General features: G+C 62.9%; 15 protein-coding genes. 4 read left to right on the forward strand and 11 right to left on the reverse strand.

What is annotated here, in order from left to right; genetic code table 11:
- Positions 1 to 89 precede the first annotated feature (89 nt).
- The 4 genes from IZV00_RS08055 to rsmA all read left to right on the forward strand — a co-directional run bounded on the left by IZV00_RS08055 (position 90) and on the right by rsmA (position 5,663).
- Positions 90 to 2,324, forward strand: coding sequence for an LPS-assembly protein LptD (locus tag IZV00_RS08055; RefSeq protein WP_196224186.1), 2,235 nt, complete (start codon positions 90 to 92; stop codon positions 2,322 to 2,324).
- A gap of 100 nt (positions 2,325 to 2,424) precedes the next feature.
- Positions 2,425 to 3,810: a peptidylprolyl isomerase gene (locus IZV00_RS08060; protein WP_196224187.1), complete on the forward strand. Its 1,386-nt coding sequence runs from the start codon at positions 2,425 to 2,427 to the stop codon at positions 3,808 to 3,810.
- Positions 3,788 to 4,825 (forward strand): 4-hydroxythreonine-4-phosphate dehydrogenase PdxA, encoded by a 1,038-nt coding sequence (gene pdxA / locus IZV00_RS08065; protein WP_196226568.1) that lies wholly within the window; start codon positions 3,788 to 3,790, stop codon positions 4,823 to 4,825. Before IZV00_RS08060 ends, pdxA begins: the two co-directional genes overlap by 23 nt.
- Positions 4,815 to 5,663 carry a 16S rRNA (adenine(1518)-N(6)/adenine(1519)-N(6))-dimethyltransferase RsmA gene (gene rsmA, locus IZV00_RS08070; RefSeq protein WP_196224188.1) on the forward strand — a complete coding sequence of 283 codons (849 nt, stop codon included), beginning with the start codon at positions 4,815 to 4,817 and terminating at the stop codon, positions 5,661 to 5,663. The genes pdxA and rsmA overlap by 11 nt, the downstream gene beginning before the upstream one ends.
- 16 nt (positions 5,664 to 5,679) lie before the next feature.
- Here the strand turns inward: rsmA and IZV00_RS08075 are convergent, their stop codons facing one another.
- The 11 genes from IZV00_RS08075 to ptsP form a co-directional block, all read right to left on the reverse strand.
- Positions 5,680 to 6,480, reverse strand: a complete 801-nt coding sequence (locus IZV00_RS08075; protein ID WP_196224189.1) for a COG4705 family protein — start codon at positions 6,478 to 6,480, stop codon at positions 5,680 to 5,682.
- A 560-nt stretch (positions 6,481 to 7,040) separates the two neighbouring features.
- Entirely contained in the window at positions 7,041 to 7,559 is a 519-nt protein-coding gene (locus tag IZV00_RS08080; protein ID WP_196224190.1) for a tetratricopeptide repeat protein, read from the reverse strand.
- A gap of 77 nt (positions 7,560 to 7,636) precedes the next feature.
- Positions 7,637 to 8,812: an RsmB/NOP family class I SAM-dependent RNA methyltransferase gene (locus tag IZV00_RS08085; protein ID WP_196224191.1), complete on the reverse strand. Its 1,176-nt coding sequence runs from the start codon at positions 8,810 to 8,812 to the stop codon at positions 7,637 to 7,639.
- A 12-nt stretch (positions 8,813 to 8,824) separates the two neighbouring features.
- On the reverse strand, positions 8,825 to 10,282 hold the full coding sequence (gene guaB / locus IZV00_RS08090; protein ID WP_196224192.1) for an IMP dehydrogenase: 1,458 nt from the start codon (positions 10,280 to 10,282) through the stop codon (positions 8,825 to 8,827).
- Between the two features lie 145 nt (positions 10,283 to 10,427).
- The gene (locus IZV00_RS08095; RefSeq protein WP_196224193.1) at positions 10,428 to 10,778 is read right to left on the reverse strand and encodes a hypothetical protein; all 351 of its coding nucleotides are present in this window, start codon (positions 10,776 to 10,778) and stop codon (positions 10,428 to 10,430) included.
- Positions 10,779 to 10,867: 89 nt separating this feature from the next.
- On the reverse strand, positions 10,868 to 12,817 hold the full coding sequence (ftsH, locus tag IZV00_RS08100; protein WP_196226569.1) for an ATP-dependent zinc metalloprotease FtsH: 1,950 nt from the start codon (positions 12,815 to 12,817) through the stop codon (positions 10,868 to 10,870).
- A gap of 73 nt (positions 12,818 to 12,890) precedes the next feature.
- Positions 12,891 to 13,082, reverse strand: coding sequence for a hypothetical protein (locus tag IZV00_RS08105; protein ID WP_196224194.1), 192 nt, complete (start codon positions 13,080 to 13,082; stop codon positions 12,891 to 12,893).
- A 210-nt stretch (positions 13,083 to 13,292) separates the two neighbouring features.
- Positions 13,293 to 14,243, reverse strand: coding sequence for a tRNA lysidine(34) synthetase TilS (gene tilS, locus IZV00_RS08110; protein WP_196224195.1), 951 nt, complete (start codon positions 14,241 to 14,243; stop codon positions 13,293 to 13,295).
- A gap of 9 nt (positions 14,244 to 14,252) precedes the next feature.
- Positions 14,253 to 15,158: a hypothetical protein gene (locus IZV00_RS08115; RefSeq protein WP_196224196.1), complete on the reverse strand. Its 906-nt coding sequence runs from the start codon at positions 15,156 to 15,158 to the stop codon at positions 14,253 to 14,255.
- A gap of 132 nt (positions 15,159 to 15,290) precedes the next feature.
- Positions 15,291 to 16,232: a helix-turn-helix domain-containing protein gene (locus IZV00_RS08120; protein ID WP_196224197.1), complete on the reverse strand. Its 942-nt coding sequence runs from the start codon at positions 16,230 to 16,232 to the stop codon at positions 15,291 to 15,293.
- A gap of 90 nt (positions 16,233 to 16,322) precedes the next feature.
- The gene (gene ptsP, locus IZV00_RS08125) at positions 16,323 to 18,599 is read right to left on the reverse strand and encodes a phosphoenolpyruvate--protein phosphotransferase (protein ID WP_196224198.1); all 2,277 of its coding nucleotides are present in this window, start codon (positions 18,597 to 18,599) and stop codon (positions 16,323 to 16,325) included.
- Positions 18,600 to 18,803 lie beyond the last annotated feature (204 nt).

Below are 18,803 nucleotides of genomic sequence, written 5' to 3' on the forward strand. Positions count from 1 at the left end.
CAAAGCAATGCGATAGGCGGGCAACGAAGCGCCCCTGAAGAGGCACGATCCCCTTGCAGAATTTTTCCCGTTCTTCGCGTCTGAAACATATGCTGGCCGCAAGCGCGGCGCTCGCCTGCATGGGCGAGATGCCGCATGCCTTCGCGCAGGAGCTGCAATCGCCGCAGGTGCCCGTCAGCGCGCCGGACGCGCCTGTACCCGCGACCGATGAAGAAATCGGTTTTGCGGCGGACGCCCTGGAATATGACAATAATACGGAAATCGTTACGGCCACCGGCAACGTCCAGCTGCTCAGGCAAGGCAACCGGCTGCGCGCGGACAAGGTGGTGTGGAACCGGACGACCGGTCAGGTGGAAGCGCGCGGCAATGTCTCGGCAACCGATCCTGAAGGCAATATCGCTTATGGCGACCGCTTCCAGATAACCGACACGCTGAAGGACGGCACGGTCGAAAACATGCTGCTGGTGCTTCAGTCGGGCGGCCGATTGGCGGCGGTGCAGGGCGTTCGGGTGAACGGCGTCTATACGTTGCACAAGGCCGCTTATACCGGCTGCAGCGTAGTGGACAGCGACGGCTGCCCCAAGGAACCCACTTGGCAGATCAAGGCGGTAAAGGTCGTCTACGACCCCGTCGCCGCTCGCGTGCGCTACCGCAATGCCAGCGTGGAAATATTCGGCCTGCCGCTCATTCCGCTGCCCGGCTTTTCGCACCCGGTCGGTGACACGGGCGGCACCGGGCTGCTTGTGCCAAACCTGCGCTACGACCGGAATAACGGCGTCGAAGTCGCCCTGCCCTATTACATCAAGCTGGCGCCAAACCGCGATCTGACGATCACGCCGCATGTCTATTCCAAGACGCTGCCGATGCTGGAGGCGAATTTCCGCCATCGCTGGGACCGTGGCGCTTATCAGATCACCGGATATGTGACCAATGCACGGCGCATCGGTGCCAGCAGTTCCCTGCCCAGCTCCACCGGCCCAGCGGGATCGGAAAAGGGCTTCCGCGGCTATGTCGATGCCAGCGGCGCCATGCAACTGACGCCGGAATGGAGCGTCAACGGATCGCTTCGCGTAGCGAGCGACCGCACCTTCCTGCGTCGCTATGACATCAGCCGCGACGATCGGCTGCGTTCGACCCTGGGCGCTCAGCGCATCGGCGAGAACAGCTATTTCTCCATCGCTGGCTGGGCCGTACAGACGCTGCGCCTTGGCGATCCGCAGGGGCAAACGCCGATCGCGCTGCCCGTGATCGACTATCGCCTGCGCATGATCGACCCGCTACTCGGTGGCCGGATACAGTTTCAGGCGAACAGCCTCGCGATCACCCGCACCCACGGCCAGGATACGCAGCGCGCCTTCGCAGCCTTTGAATGGAACCTGCGCAAGCTGACGGGCATGGGGCAGGAGGTGAATTTCACCACCTATCTGCGCGGCGACGTCTATCACAGCAGTGACAATCTACAGAACAACATCGCCCGTTATGCCGGCGATCCCGGCTGGCAGGCGCGCGGCATCGCCGCGGCCGCGATCGACGTCCGCTGGCCCTTCATGGGTGAGGCCTTCGGCGGCGTGCAGAGGATCGCGCCCCGCGTACAGATCGTTGCCGCACCCAAGCTGGCAAATCTTTCCGTCCCCAATGAAGACGCGCGCGCCATCGATCTGGAGGACAGCAACCTCTTCGCGCTCAATCGCTTCGCAGGCTATGACCGGTTCGAAGATTCGACCCGCATCACCTACGGTCTGGAATATAGCCTCTCCCTGCCCGGCTTTTCGCTGGAAAGCGTGGTCGGCCAGAGCTACCGCCTTAACAGTCGCGAAAGCATCCTGCCCGACGGCACCGGCCTTTCCGATCGCATGTCCGACATCGTCGGCCGCACGACCGTCCGTTTCCGGGATTTTGTCAGCCTCATCCACCGTTTCCGCCTGGACAAGGACGGGCTGGACGTACGCCGTAACGAAATCGACGCGACGATCGGCAGCCGCAAAACCTATGCCATGGTCGGCTATCTCCGGTTAAACCGGAACGCCGCGACGGGGCTTGAGGATTTGCAGGACCGCGAGGAACTACGTTTCGGCGGCCGTGTGCAGTTCGCCCGCTTCTGGTCCGTTTTCGGGTCCACCGTCGTCGATCTGACCGACAGGAAAGAAGATCCGCTCAGCGTCTCCGATGGCTACGAACCCGTCCGTCACCGGCTCGGCATCGCCTATCAGGATGACTGTCTGACGCTGGGCCTGACGTGGCGTCGCGATTATCTGGCCGCCGGTGACGCGCGAAAGGGCAATAGCTTCCAACTACGGCTGGCTTTTCGGAATATCGGCATATAAGGATCAGCCTTCCCGTTCAGGACCGGTTCTGGCCGCTCAGGACCGGTTAAGGCGGACCGGCGCATCACGCGCTGGACCGTAATGGAGAGTTTTGTCGACGATGCAGCCTGTCGTTTCCCCGCCTTCCCGCCTTGGACAATCGCTTCGGACCAGCGCGCGCGCCTTGCTCCTGTCCTCTATCCTGCTGGGATCGATCGGCAGCCCTGTCGCGGCCCAGACCGTCAATGACGATGAAGGGGTCGCCGCGCAGCAGTTGAACCTGCCCAAGGACGTGACCGTCTTTGGCAAAAGCGATCCCAATGTCCGCAAGGCTACGGCCATCGTCAACGGCCGCATCATCACCGGCACCGACGTGGATCAGCGCCTGGCGCTCATCCTCGCCGCGAATGGCGGCAAGGTGTCGCCAGAGGAACGGGAGCGGCTGCGCGTGCAGGTGCTGCGCAACCTCATCGACGAGACGCTTCAGATTCAGGAAGCCGCCGCCCACGACATCAAGATCGACAAGTCGGAAATCGACCAGAGCTATGAACGTGTCGCGGCGAACTTCAAACAGTCGCCCGCCCAGTTCGACCAATATCTGCGCGCTCAGGGCAGCGCGCCCGCGAGCATCAAGCGCCAGATCGAAGGCGAACTGGCGTGGAGCCGCCTGCTCCGCCGCAACATCCAGCCCTTCGTCAACGTCTCCGCCGATGAAGTGAAGTCGGTCGTCGATCGTATGAACGCGGCCAAGGGTAGCGACGAATATCGCATTGGTGAGATCTACCTGTCGGCAACGCCCGAAAATGAGGCGCAGATCGTCTCGAATGCCCGCAACATCATCGAACAGATCAAGCAGGGCGGCAGCTTCGCTGCTTACGCCCGACAGTTTTCCGAAGCATCAACGGCTGCGGTCGGCGGCGACCTCGGCTGGGTTCGCCCGGCGCAGTTGCCCGATGAACTGGCCAAGGCCGCCAATGAGATGCAGGTTGGGCAGCTCGCTGGTCCCATCCCCGTTCCGGGCGGCATCTCCGTCATCTATGTCATGGACAAGCGCAAGGTGCTGACCGCTGACCCGCGCGACTCTCTGCTCAGCCTCAAGCAATTGTCGATCAGCTTCCCGCCCGGCACGACCAAGGAGCAGGCGAGTGCCAAGGCAGCCAGCTTCGCCGCGCAGATCAAGACGATCAAGGGATGCGGCCAGGCGAATGAACTGGGTGGCAAGATCGGCGCCGATGTCGTGGACAATGACAATGTGAAGGTGCGCGACCTGCCGCCGCAGCTGCAGGAAATCCTGCTGGGCCTGCAGGTTGGTGAAGCGACGCCTCCCTTTGGCTCGGTCAATGACGGCGTGCGCGTTCTCGTCGTTTGCGGCCGCGATGAAGCCAACAACGCCGCCGCGCCGAACCCCGAACAGATCATGGCTCAGCTGGAGGAAGAACGGGTCAACAAGCGCGCCCGCATCTATCTGCGTGACCTTCGCCGCGATGCCATCATCGACTATAATTGATCCAGCCTCGGCTCGACCGGAGCTGGCACCTTTTGCCGTCCCGCTGGGCGACCCGGCGGGGATCGGGCCGGAAATCGTAGCGAAAAGCTGGGTGATGCGCGAAGCACGCGGATTGCCCACCTTTTTCGCCGTGGGTGATGCTGCATCGTTACGCCGGGTCTGGTCCGGCCCTGTCGCCCCAATAGCCACACCGCAAGAGGCAGCGGCGCTGTTCGACACCGCGCTTCCCTGCCTCCAGGTTGCCGACGCCGGTGACATCGTACCGGGCTCCCCCAGCATCGACGGTGCGCGCACTGCGTTTCAGGCACTGGAAGTGGCGGTCGGCCTCGCCCGCACCGAATCGGCCGCCGGGATCGTCACCGCCCCTGTCGGCAAGGAACAGCTTTACGGCGTCGGCTTCACCCATCCCGGCCAGACCGAGTTCATCGCCGAACGTTGCGGCGTAGCCCCCCACAATGCGGTGATGATGCTGGCCGGTCCTTCATTGAAGGTCGTGCCCATCACCATCCATATCCCGCTGGCGGAGGTCGCCTCGGCCCTGACCATCGACCTGATCCGCGCCCGCGCCATGACCACGGTCAAGGGATTGCAGCGCAATTTCGGCATCCCCCGCCCGCGCATCGTCGTCGCCGGACTCAACCCTCATGCGGGTGAGGGCGGCGCGCTGGGCCGGGAAGAAATCGACATCATCAGCCCCGCGATCGAATCGCTACGGGCGGAAGGCATGGACATTGTCGGCCCCCTCTCCGCCGATGGCCTGTTCCACGCCCGCGCCCGCGAAACCTACGACGCGGTGCTGTGCATGTATCATGACCAGGCACTGATCCCCCTCAAGACGCTGCATTTCGATGAGGGCGTCAACATCACCCTCGGCCTGCCGATCGTGCGCACCTCACCGGACCATGGCACTGCCTTCGGCATTGCCGGAACGGACAGCGCAAACCCCGGCGCGATGATGGCCGCGCTCAAGATGGCGGCGGAATCCGCGCGATCGCGGTTAAGCCATGGGGGCTGATACGCGGCCGGTCCTGCCGCCATTGCGTGAAGTCATCGCTGCGCACGGCCTGCAAGCGAGCAAGGCGCTCGGCCAGAACTTCCTGCTCGATGAACAGTTGCTCGATCGCATTGCCGCCATCCCCGGATCACTGAAGGATCAGCCCGCGTTTGAGGTTGGACCCGGCCCCGGCGGCCTGACTCGCGCGATCCTGCGAGCCGGAGCGCGGCTGGTCGCTGTCGAGCGGGATCGCCGCTGCCTGCCCGCCCTTGCTGAATTGTCAGACGCCTTCCCCGGCCAGTTGCGCGTCATATCCGGCGACGCCATGCAGGTGGACGCGCACGCCGAAGCTGGCGAACATACCCACATCATAGCCAACCTGCCTTATAATGTCGGCACCGCCCTGCTGATCGGCTGGCTGTCTGTGGAATGGAACCCGCTGCCCTGGTGGTCCTCCCTGACGCTCATGTTCCAGATGGAAGTCGCCGAACGCATCGTCGCGAAGCCCGGTGGCGACCATTATGGCCGCCTCGCCGTCCTGTCCCAATGGCGCAGCGACGCCCGCATCGCCATGAAAGTGCACCGCAGCGCCTTCACCCCGCCGCCCAAAGTCATGTCCGCCGTGGTGCACATCACGCCCAAACCGGCACCTGATGGCGTGCAACTAAAACATCTAGAACGCCTCACCGCCGCCGCCTTCGGCCAACGCCGCAAGATGCTACGCCAAAGCCTCAAAGGTCTACCGGGAGCGTTGGAGGCGCTGGAGCAAGTCGGCATAGATGCCCAGAGGCGGGCCGAAACGGTGAGCGTCGAGGAGTTTGTCGAAGTGGCCCGGGTGATGGGAGGGCGAAAGCCCTAAGGTCTGCTGTGGGTGGTCAGCGGACGTTGCGGGCACGTCCCCCGGCACGTTGCGGAAACACTAAAATGAGCAAAAGGATGGCGGCTGCTATGGCTGCGGTAGCCAAAGGACGGCTGAACTCCAGACCACCCTTTGCGATAGGTTTGTCCAAAAAGTCGCCCACAGTCGCGCCTAAGGGACGAGTTAAGATGAATGCCGCCCAAAAGAGAAGCACGCGCGAAACCGAAGTCCAGACATATAGAGCGGCAACGAAAATGAGCAGCCCACCGAAGATCATCGCCGCGCCGCTATACCCAAGAGAGCCGTCAGCAACCCAGTCGCCGAGCGCAGTTCCCAGGGTCTGTGAAACAGTGATGGTGATCCAATAGAAAGTTTCGGCCCTGGCCGTTCCAACGCAATTGACGTCCACTGACCCCAAGGTGCGATGCCAACTGAACAGCGACGCAATCACTAACGAAAACAGAAGAAGTGATCCACCCGGATATCCGAGCCCCATGGAACGTGTCACATAGTCGGCAAGCGTAGTCCCTGCGGTGGTTGAGGCAATAATTGTAGTCCAATAGAGCCAAGGGTTGAAACGCCGAGCCCTAATTTGCAGCGACACCAGCGCTACAAGTAGAAGGCCGAAAATGGCGGTGCCGACAAGATAGCCATTCACGCCGCCGCCGCCCGCGTTCGGCGTCGTTTCGCCGAGCCAACTCATGCTGACCGCATCTCCACCCGTTTCGCCAAGGGTTGTGGCGAACACCTTGATGACCCAAAAAATTAGGGTCGCAGCGGGGACTTTGCTGATCCCGGCACGGGGTGAATCAAGCATCCCTCATCTCACACTACATCGTTGAGTTTTAGCGATCCGATCATACGACGCCCCAATCTGTTCGCAAATGGTCGTTAGAGGCCTAAAAGGAGCCGGAGCCGTATCCACCATGATGTTCGTTCTATCGTATCGGCACGCGCACCGCCGAGGCGTGCGATAGGCTGTTCGGCGAAGAGAATGTTGAGCATTCCTTTGGTCAATTCGTCAGGGACAGCAATTGTTGCCGAACATGTTTCCTGACGAACACCGTCTATAAAGGCCTCGAGCGTCCGCACATTTGCCCAAACGACCAAACAATCAGAGGTCCATTCAAACTCGCCTATTGTCCGATCGTCAGATCCAGCAGAAGACTTAAGTATTACAGCCGATCGAGCAGGGACGGCTATTTCCTCGGCCCAAGGCTCAAGCCAAACGTGCAACATGTCGGGTCCGGGATTGGAGAGACCCCAATAGAGTTCATCCTCCCACATCGACCCCTATTCTCAGATAGTATGTGTAACCGCAACTGGCCGCTTACCGCAGACGGGAGGGAATGTCTTAGGTGACCCCTTCAAGAAGTCTCAAGGCGTCTCCGTCTCCACCGCCTTCGGCACCACAACAGCATCCTTCGCACTCAACACCGTCGCAGGCGGCCCCTTCTGGATCGCGGCGGCGAGCTTACCGACAGCCGCGCAGTCAGACTTGCACGCGCTCTGCGCCTGGGCGAGATTTTCCTTTGCCTTGGCGATCGCGCCCTTCTCGACCATCGCCTCGCCCTGCCCCACCAGTGCATGCACATCGTTCGGGTCGAGCAGCAGCGCCTCACGATAGAGGCGGATGGCCTTGCCCTGAAGGCCCTGAGCACGGGCTACTTCAGCGAGCTCAATATAGGCCGAGCGATTGCGCGGATCGACCGCCAGCGCCGTTTCCAGCGCATCGTTCGCCGCACTGAAATTTCCCGCCCGGCGCGCAGTGACGCCCGCCTGCTGCCATTCGATCGACAAAGGCGAAATCTGGGCATCCGGCCGCTGCGTCAGACCGGCGCTCGACACGGTGGTAAGAAGGACGGCAAGGGCGATCGAAGCAGGGGTAAAACGCATGCACAACTCCAGCCATGTTTCAGGCATTGATTCTGCCCGAGTGTCGTCATTTTGCCGGGGCTTGTCCATCGCCTCTTTCATGCACCGCGCCGCAGCCGAGCGAAATAGAAACCGTCCGTCGCGTCATGGCCCGGCGTCAGCAATCGGCCATGCCCATGCACTCGCCCGGCCATGATCGGGATCGCTTCAGCCATCCATCCCGCGTGGCGATCGAGAAACGCCTGCGCCTGCCCCGCCCCTTCCTGATCGGTCAGGGCACAGGTCGCGTAAACAAGCGCCCCACCGGGCGCCACCAGCGGCGCCGCGAAGTCCAATATGCGCGCCTGCTCGCGCACCAACCGTTCCAGCCGCGCGGGCGTCAGGCGCCAGCGAGCCTCGGGATTGCGCCGCCAAGTCCCGGTTCCGGAGCAGGGCGCATCGACAAGTACGACGTCCGCCTGCCCCTGTAGGCTCTCCAGCCCGCGCGTCTCATGCCCCTGATCCAGCAGCAATGTCTGAATGAAGGTCGCCCCCGCCCGCTCGGCCCGCGGGTCGAGGCGCGAGAGGCGCGAGCGGATCGTGTCCGCCGCGATTAGCGTCCCTTGTCCGGCCATCGCCGCCGCGAGCGCCAGCGTCTTGCCGCCCGCTCCCGCGCAAAGGTCGATGACAGTCATGCCGGACGCAGCGCCGCACGCCGCGGAAATGAGCTGGCTGCCCGCATCCTGCACCTCTACCAGCCCCTGCTTCCACGCATCGCTCTGCTCAACCGGCCAACCCTCCGGCAGGCGCAGCGCGTCAGGCAAGCCGTCGATAGGCACCGCTTCGGGAAAGAGCGGCGCGACCTTCTCCACCGTCGCTTTCAACCGGTTCACCCGCAAATCCACGGGCGCCCGGCCTAGCAATTCCTCCTGCTCGACCGGCGCTGCAAACAACGGCTTGAGCCAAGCGGGCACCCCCCCGGCTATCGCCCCCACCTCCTCGGCGAGGATAGGCGCAGGCCCATGCAGCGATCCGTCGAACAGGTCCGCGATATCCGGCCGCTCCCGCGCCACTCCGATCATCGCCGCGCGGCCATTGTCCGGCCGTTCCGCAGCCCGGCGCACCGCATCATAGACATGATCGCGCACCGCCCGCCGGTCGCGGGAACCGGCATAGCGCCGTTCCTTGAAATAACGTGCGATCAACGTATCAGCAGCCGGTCCACCATCGCGCGCCGAAGCTATGATGGCGTCGAGCAGCTCGATCGCGGCCTGAACACGCGCGGAGGGGGTCACCCCTTCCTACTCTCAGCGGGTGGGATAGTTGGGCGCTTCCCGCGTGATGGTCACGTCATGGACATGGCTTTCGGACAGGCCCGCATTGGTGATCTGGACGAAGCGGGCGCGCTCCTGAAGGTCCTTGATCGTGCGGCTGCCGGTATAGCCCATCGCCGCCTTCACGCCGCCGACCAGCTGATGGATGACGTCCTTCGCAGGCCCCTTGAACGGCACCTGTCCTTCAATCCCTTCGGGCACCAGCTTCATCTGGTCCTTGATATCCGCCTGGAAATAACGGTCGGCCGATCCACGCGCCATCGCTCCGACGCTGCCCATGCCACGATAGCTCTTATAGGCGCGGCCCTGATAGAGGAAGGTTTCGCCCGGCGCTTCGGCCGTGCCCGCCAGCAGCGATCCGACCATGACGCAACCCGCGCCCGCCGCCAGCGCCTTCGCCACATCGCCCGAGGTACGAAGCCCGCCGTCAGCGATCACCGGAACGCCCTGCTTTGCCGCTTCATTGGCCGAATCCATGACGGCGGTCAGCTGCGGCACGCCCACGCCCGCCACCACGCGCGTGGTGCAGATGGAGCCAGGCCCGATCCCGACCTTCACGCAATCCGCCCCGGCGTCGATCAAAGCCTTGGTCGCCTCGGCGGTTGCGACATTGCCCGCCACGACCTGAACATGGTTGGACAGACGCTTCACCGCCTCGACAGCAACCGCGACCTGCCTGCTGTGGCCGTGCGCGGTATCGATAACGATCAGGTCGCATTCAGCGTCGATCAGCGCCTCGCTGCGCTCCAGCCCCTTGTCGCCCACCGTCGTCGCCGCCGCCACACGCAGGCGGCCCGAACCGTCCTTGGTCGCCTGCGGATAGGTAACCGCCTTCTCGATGTCCTTTACGGTGATGAGGCCAACGCAATGATAGTCATCATCGACCACCAGCAATTTCTCGATCCGCCGCTGATGCAGCAGACGCTGCGCTTCATCCTGGCCCACGCCCGCCTTGACCGTGGCAAGATTATCCTTGGTCATGAGTTCGCTGACCGGCTGCGTCGGGTTCTCGGCAAAACGTACGTCGCGATGGGTGAGAATGCCGACCAGCTTCCCGCTGTCTTCGACCACCGGAATACCGCTGATCCGGTGCCGCTCCATCAACATCTGCGCGTCTGCCAGGGTCGCGCGCGGCGTAATGGTGATGGGGTTCACAACCATGCCACTCTCAAAGCGCTTGACCGCCCGCACCGCATCCGCCTGCTCCTCGATCGACAAATTGCGGTGCAGGACGCCGATACCGCCCAGTTGCGCCATCACGATCGCCATGTCCGCTTCCGTCACAGTGTCCATCGCAGAGGACAGGACCGGAATGTTCAGCTTGATCTGCTTGGTCACATAAGTGCTGGTGTCCGCCTGGCTGGGCAGCACATCGGACTCGCCGGGCTGCAACAGCACGTCGTCAAAAGTGAGGCCGAGGCGGATGTCCATGTGAAAGCCACTTTCTATTTGCGCGACCTGGCGGGGGATCGCTGGGGATTCGTGGCGGCCCATGTAACCATTAACCAGCGAAACGGCCAGACCTTAGGCGCATTTTGTTGCTGGGCGCCTCACGGCACAGGAGGACGGGCGCTTTTCAGGATTTAGCGGCGGCACCCACAAGCCGATCCAACCATGCCTGCGCCTGCTTCGGCTCCCCAACCGCTTGCGAACTGACTGGCCCGCGCGACGCAAGAAACTCCTGTTGCAGTTCAAACGGCGGCATCAGCAGTTGCTCCCGCGCCTTGTCGATGGCTTCCCCGATTTCCGCCAACTGTTCGATGACCGGAGCGATCGCGGCGCGGCTTACCCGGTCCTCCTTATGCCCGAACAGGCCCCATTTCCCCGAAGCAGTCACGAGCAATGCGTCGATGAGCTTCTCGGTATATTCCGCCTCCAGTTCCAAACGGCGGGTGTCGAGGCGTTCCAATCGGTCAGCTTTTGCCATGACAATCCCTATCTCACCACGATGAGATAGCCGCAAATAAAAAGGGCGCCGCCCAACGGCAGCGCCCCCTTCAAACCGTATGCCGCAGATCAGATACCCGCAGGCGATGGATCGCCAAACGGCCCCTTGCGCTTACGCGTCTTGGGGATCGACGAACCCGCCGCAGGCACGACCGATGGCTTGATCGTGGTGCCGTCGTCGCGGGTGATCTCACCCTTGTCGAGCAGCGTCTTGATCTCCTCCCCGGACAGCGTCTCATATTCCAGCATCGCGTTGGCGAGCAGATGCAGCTGGTCCTCATGACCCTTCAGCACTTCCTGCGCGCGGGTATAGCCCTGCTCCACCAGTCCACGAATTTCCTTGTCGATCAGCTTCGCCGTCTCGTCCGACATATGGACGCGCTGGCTCTGCGAATAACCGAGGAAAGTTTCGCCCTGCTGCTCTTCATATTGCAGCGGGCCGAGCTTGTCGGACATGCCCCACTGAGTGACCATGTCGCGCGCCAGCTTGGTGGCATATTGAATGTCACCCGATGCACCCGAAGACACCTTGTCATAACCGAAGATGATCTCCTCGGCGACGCGGCCACCCATGGCTACGGCCATGTTCGCGTGCATCTTGTCACGATGATAGCTGTAGCTGTCCCGTTCCGGCAGGCGCATCACCATGCCCAGCGCACGACCGCGCGGGATGATCGTCGCCTTGTGGATCGGGTCGGACGCCGGTTCATGGACCGCGACGATGGCATGGCCCGCCTCATGATAGGCGGTCATTTTCTTCTCGTCCTCGGTCATGACCATGGAGCGGCGTTCGCTGCCCATCATGACCTTGTCCTTAGCCGCCTCGAACTCGTCCATCGCGACCAGACGCTTGCCCCGACGAGCAGCCATCAGCGCCGCTTCGTTGACAAGGTTCGCAAGGTCAGCACCGGAAAAGCCCGGCGTACCGCGCGCAATGGTACGCGGATTGACGTCGGGCGCCAGCGGCACCTTCTTCATGTGCACGGCCAAAATCTTCTCGCGGCCCTCAATGTCGGGACGCGGCACCACGACCTGACGGTCGAAACGGCCCGGACGCAGCAGCGCAGGGTCCAGCACGTCGGGGCGGTTGGTCGCCGCGACGATGATGATGCCCTCATTCGCCTCGAAACCGTCCATCTCGACCAGAAGCTGGTTGAGCGTCTGCTCGCGCTCGTCATTGCCGTTGCCAAGGCCCGCGCCGCGATGGCGGCCGACCGCGTCGATTTCGTCGATGAATACGATGCACGGCGCATTCTTCTTCGCCTGCTCGAACATGTCGCGGACACGGCTCGCACCGACGCCGACGAACATTTCAACGAAGTCAGAACCCGAAATGGTAAAGAAGGGAACCCCCGCCTCACCCGCAATCGCGCGCGCCAGCAGCGTCTTGCCCGTACCTGGCGAACCGACCAGCAGCGCACCCTTGGGAATCTTGCCGCCCAGCCGCGCAAACTTGGTCGGGTCCTTCAGAAACTCGACGATTTCCTGCAATTCCTCGCGCGCTTCATCGATGCCCGCAACGTCATCAAAGGTGACCTTGCCATGCTTTTCGGTCAGCAGCTTCGCCTTGGACTTGCCAAAGCCCATTGCGCCACCAGCGCCGCCGCCCTTTTGCATCTGCCGCAGCACAAAGAAGGCGATGCCCAGGATCAGCAGGAACGGCAGCGACTGATACAGCATGATCTGCCAGAAGCTCGGCTGCTCCTCAGTCTGTCCGGAATATTTGACATTATAATCGTCAAGCAGCCCGGTCAGCCCCGGATCATTCACAGGAACGGTGTTGAACCGCTGCCCGCTGGTCAGTGTGCCGGTGATCTTGTCGGTCGCGATCGCGACGTCCTTGACCTGCCCCTCCTGAACCTTCGAACGGAATTCCGAATAGGCAAGTCCGCTCCCCGCCTGCGAAGCGGAACGGCTGTCGAACATCGAGACGAATAGCAGCAGAGCGACAATCACCCCCGCCCAAATCATCGCGCTTTTGATCCAGGGGTTACCCTGCGGGTCCTTCTCGTCGTTCATCATCACTCTCTTTCACCGGGCAAGATAGGATGCTCCGGCAAAATCGCAAGTTGGGTGCAACGGTCTGCTGACGTTATCCGCCCACGAACTGCGACAGGGCGATATAGGCCAGGATCATCGCCAGGCCCGCCGACACGCCGCACAGCAGATATCCGACATACAGCAGCAACGGCGGATGCGGACGAGCCAACTTCCGGTTACGTTGCGCTGCCGAAAGGATTACGCTGGCCAACACGCCATAGGTCAACGCCGCAAATTCGAACATAAATGACTTTCCTGCCTGAGTGCCGACCCCAATACGCCAGCAGGCTATTAAGGAAAGGTCATTGCGCTGCAACAATTCGACGGAGCGAGGCGTCGGCGCGTTAATCGGTGGAACCTTTCCGTAACGATCGATTCAACGCCGGAGATCGTTTCGGACAAGACTCATCATCGCGGTCATCGGCGGCCCTTCGCGCCCAAGATCGATTCTGACTTAGCGTCGCGGCGGCGCCACGCTGATTTTCCAGGCGGCGCCCCCTTTCAGCAGTAATCTGCCTAGGCTCGCCTGCCCGCCCCGCATTGCCACCGCAATGGCCCGGTCGAGCGTGTCGCCTCGCGGTTCCGCGCCGGGTTCGGCCTCGGCGATGATGCGCAGCAACAGGCGCCGCAACAACTCACGGGGCAGATCCGTGCGGGTCAGCAGCCACGCCTCCCCTTCCCTGCAAACATGCGCCGCCGCGATATCGTCGACCACCCAGTCCAGCGCTTCCTCGCACTCCGCCAGCGCCGCCGCACTGCGGACGGCATTTTGCGGGTCGAGCCATTCGGCTTCCTTCAGATGCCGTCGAATCACCGCCCGATCAAATCGCGGATCGACATTGGAAGGGTCGTTGACGAAAGGAAGTCCGCGCTCACGCGCATAGTCGAACAGTTGCGCACGTCGCACGCCAAGCACGGGTCGCAATATACGCCCTTGCCGCGCGCGGATTCCGGCCAGGCCATTGACCCCGGCACCCCGGTTAAGCCGCATCAGCACGGTTTCCAGCTGATCATCGGCATGATGCGCGGTGAAGATCCAATCGATCCCGCGATCGGCCCTCCATTGTTCCAGCGCCGCATAGCGTTGGGTCCTCGCCCATTGCTGGACATTGCCGGTGAGAGGCTTGGGCGGATGCAGAACGGCATGCGGAACTCCGCTACTGCGGCACCACTGCCCCACCATTGCGGCCTCTTCCGCAGACTCTGCCCTCAGTTCATGATCGACGGTGGCCGCTTCCACCCTGCCCGCGAAGGCATGCGCAGCCAACGCAAGCAACGCCATGCTGTCGGGACCGCCCGACACCGCCACGCCAAAACGCAGCGAGGCATCGTCCCCCACCAGCGCACCAACCGACCGCGTCAGCAGCGCTTCCAGATCGGGCTGAGCCGAATGCGGCGCGGCCATGCGAGTGCCTTAGCTGCACTTCGCCTTGGCGCGGCCCTTGTCCATCATTCCGCGCTGGCTGGCCGACATGGTGGCACCATAGACCTGTTCCAACTCCGCATAGACCTTACACGCGTCGGCGGGCTTCTTGAGCTGGATCAGCGCCTCACCCAGATAGGCCAGGCTGTCGGCGGCGCGATCCCCCTTGGGGCGTTTTTGATAATTGTCGTAAAAAGTCACCGACGCCAGTGCAGGTTTGCCATCATCCAGATAGGCACGGCCCAGCAGGTTCGAAGCACGGCTTGCAATTGAAGCTGTGCTATATTTATCCACCGTCGCTTTCAGTTGCGCCTGCGCCTCAGGATAGAATTTGGCGTCCCATAGGCGAAAGCCATAGCTGTAGGCGTCGGCCGCCGCATCACCCGTCGATGGCCGCTCGATCGCTGCCACGGCGGCTTTACGCGCTTCGGTCGCGCCACCATTGGTGCCCGACTTCGGCGTTGCCGGAGCTGCATTATCTGTGGGAACCACGGGCCGCACGGGCGGCGGAGCCACCACTTCGGCACGGCTCTGCGCCTCAGCCTTATATTTGTTGAACGCCTCTTCCAGCTGACGGATCTTGAAACTGTTTTCCTCAACCTGCCCGGTCATCGAGGCAAGCTGCGATTCCAGTGCACCCACGCGCGCCGTCAGATCGGCGACAGGCGATGATGATGGCGTCCCGGGCGGAACTGTGGGCGTCACCGGGCGATTAATCTCCGCCTGCAACGGAGCGCCTGCGGGAAAGACCTTGCGCTGTACCGCGCGCATTTCCTTTTCCAGCCGATCGACGCGCACATCCAGCGCCACATTCTGGGCGGCCGTCCCTGGCGCCAGCGCAACCATAGCGGGCGCCCCCAGCAGCAGGGCGGTTGTCGCAAACAAGGCGTAACGCATGATGATCCCCGACTAAAACTTAAATTCACCGACGATACGGCCCGCAAAGGCCGCGCTCCCCGCTCTTAACCATAAGGCCATATTCGCAGCCGTAAAGCAGGACGTGCGGCTCAAACAGGGATTGGAGACGCGTTAATCCGCCGTGGGTGGGGCCGCTGGTGCGGACTCCGCAGGGATGGCGGGCGCCACGGTCCCGGTCACGGGCCGCGCGGCAGGCGTTTGCGTAGCCGAGGGGGCAGCCGGGGGCGCAACCGCAGGGGCAGGCGACGCGGCCAGACCGGCAGGCGCCGGAGCAGCCCGCGCCAGCAACGCCGCCGCCGAAACGGGCACATCGGAAATCGTGCGATCGGGTGCGCCAAGCGGTGCAACAGGCTTGCCGCCTACCGTAACCGTCAACGCCTGCGGACGCCCGGTCAGGATCATGGGGTTGCGGGCAGTGGCAGGCAGGGTGAAGCTCTCACCCTTCTTCATGAGGCCATCTTTCAGCCGGTCGCCAGCCTCGTCATAAATGCGCAGCCACACATCGTCATTGGCGGTGAACACAACCGTCTGCACCACCGGTGCGGCGGGACGCGCGCCCGGCGCCGGTTTCGCGGCAACGGCGGGCTTGGCCTGTTCGGCGGCGATCTCCTGCCCCGTCGGCGGGGTCAGCATCTGCGTACGCCAGATGGTGAAGCCAGCCACCAGCACAATCACGATAGCCGCAGCCGTCCAGGCAAGCACGCGCGACGGCACGCGGGCCGGATCAGCCGGTTCGAACGCTTCGTAGCGATTGGCGCCCAGTTCGGAATTATGGACGGCATGGCGCACATCGGCGGCGATGGCCACCTCGTCCAGGTCGACCGCGCGGGCGTACGCGCGGGCAAAGCCGACCGCATAGGGAATTCCCGGCAGCGCGGAATAGTCGTCCCGCTCTATCGCTTCCAACTGGCGCTGCGCGATGCGCGTGCGCGTCGCCACGTCCTGGATGGACAGGCCATGCGCCTCACGCGCCTCTCGCAGCTTTGCGCCCGGAGTGCCCAATTGCACGTCCGGCACCGTAGCTCCGCTTTCCACTTCGGGTTGTTCTGCCATGCTGCTCCGCAATCGTATAAGCCGGTCTTGTCTCATTCCGGCACAGGGATTGTCAACGCCGCCGGGGTCGTGCCTGACCCATTTTCCGGTTCAATTCAGTTCGATGCCCCGCTCATCCGCCCATTGCGTCAGCGCTCCACGAATATCCACAACCCCGTCGTCCAGCAGCTTGCGCATCAACGCCTGCAATTCGGTGGCATCGATAGCCCGGATCATGGCCTTGACCGGGCCAACCGACGCGGGCGTAATCGACAGGCGCCGAACGCCCAGGCCAACCAGCGCCATCGCTTCCAGCGTCCGCCCGCCCATTTCCCCGCAGACGCCAACCGGCACCTGATATTCCTCGCAAGTCCGCACCACCCGGCTAAGGAAGCGCAAGATGGCGATGCTCAGCCAGTCATAACGCTCCGCCAGCTTGGGATGCGCCCGGTCGGCCGCGAAGAGAAATTGCGTCAAATCATTGGTGCCGATCGACAGGAAATCGAGCTTGGGCAACAGCAGGTCCAGCACCTCCGCCAGCGCAGGCACCTCCAGCATCGCGCCATAGCGGACCGCCGTCGGCACCTTCTTGCGCTGGGACAGCAACCATTCACGCTGATGCTCGACCAGAGCACGCGCCTTCTCATATTCCCACGGTTCCGACACCATCGGGAACATGATGTTGAGCACCTTGCCCGCCGACGCTTCCAACAGGGCCCGCGCCTGCGCCTTCATCAACCCATCGCGGTCCAGCGCCAGCCGCAGCGCGCGCCAGCCCATCGCCGGATTGTCCTCCAGCTCTTCATCTTCGTCGCGCTGCATATAGGGCAGCGCCTTGTCACCCCCGATATCGACGGTGCGGAAGATAACCGGCCGGTCGCCCGCCGCGTCCAGCACATCCTTGTAAAGCCGCTGCTGCTTTTCCCGCTGCGGCAAAGTGGCGGACACGAGGAACTGAAACTCGGTGCGGAACAGCCCGATGCCATCCGCGCCGACCAGGTCCAGCGCCTGCGCATCCTCACGCAGGCCGGCATTCACCATCAACTCGATACGCTGCCCGTCCGCCGTCACCGACGGCAGGTCGCGCATCGCGGCGAACTCCGCCCGGCGCTTCTGCGTGACATGCAGCTTGTTCTCGAACGCCTCATCCATGTCCACCGTCGGGCGGATCAACAGGTTGTTCGACACGACGTCCATCAGGATGAGGTCACCCTCATTCACCTTGTGCCGGATTTCGCGGACTCGCCCCAGCACCGGCACGCCCATGGCGCGCGCGACGATGGTGACATGCGCGGTCAGCGATCCTTCTTCCAGGATCACGCCCTTCAACCGCCGCCGGTCATATTCCAGCAGCTCCGCAGGACCCAGATTGCGCGCGATCAGGATGGCGTCCTGCCTCAGGCCCATGGTCGCGGCCGTCCCCAGCTGCCCCGACACGATCCGCAACAGGCGATTGGCCATGTCCTCCAGATCGTGCATGCGATCCTGCAACAGAGCGTCATCGATCTGCCGCATGCGCATGCGGGTGCGCTGCTGCACGCGCTCGATCGCCGCCTCGGCGGTCAGGCCACTGTCGATCGCCTCATTGATGCGCCGTATCCAGCCTTCATCATAAGCGAACATCTTGTAGGTTTCGAGCACCTCCTGATGCTCACCCTCCATCCCGAACTCGACCGCGCCCGTCATGCGGTCGATCTGCTCGCGCATCTTGGTGAAGGCGGAAATGACGCGCTGGCGCTCCGCTTCGGTATCCTCCGCGACCGTATGTTCGACATGGACGCGCGGCTGGTGGAACACCGCGTGGCCACGCGCCATCCCCATGACCAGCTGCAAACCCTGCAACATGATCGTGCCCGTGTCCTGCACCCGCGAATCCGCCGGGCCGTCATCGGCCAGTTCGGCATTGGCGATCAGTTCTGACAACACCATGGCCACGGTCTGAAGCGCCTCAATCTCAACTTCTTCATAACGGCGCGGTTCCACATGCTGCACGCACAAGACGCCGATCGCGCGCTCGCGCCGTACAATCGGCACGCCTGCAAAGCTGTGGAACAATTCTTCGCCCGTTTCCGGCCGATAGCTATAGTCGGGATGCGCCGCGGCCTCGTCCAGGTTCAACGTCTCGACATTGGTGGCGATCAGGCCGACAAGCCCCTCGCCCATCGCCATGCGGGTGACGTGGACGGCCTCCTGCTTCAAACCGCGCGTCGCGAACAGTTCCAGCAGCCCCTCGCGCACCAGATAGATGGAGCAAACCTCGCTCGACAGCGCCTGGCCGATAATGTCCACGACCTTGTTCAGCTTCGCCTGCGCGCTCGTTCGCGCAGCCATCACCTCCTGCAAACTGGTGAGGATGTGGCGGGCGGCTGCGGCGGGCGTCGTGGGCATGATCAAGCGCTAACAGATCGCAGCCCCCCTTTCCAAGAGGAAGTCAGGGTTAATCTGGAGAGAACCCCATCAAATCTTCAAAAGACGAACGCCTTCTCCCAAAATCCTCCCCATCGCCAGATGGGAAGGGGGACCGCCAAAGGCGGTGGAGGGGAAAATGCGCAACATCAGCCCACATCCCTCCGTCTGCACTATGCGCTGCCA

The sequence above is a fragment of the Sphingobium sp. Cam5-1 genome (assembly GCF_015693305.1).
In the GTDB taxonomy this organism is placed as follows: domain Bacteria; phylum Pseudomonadota; class Alphaproteobacteria; order Sphingomonadales; family Sphingomonadaceae; genus Sphingobium.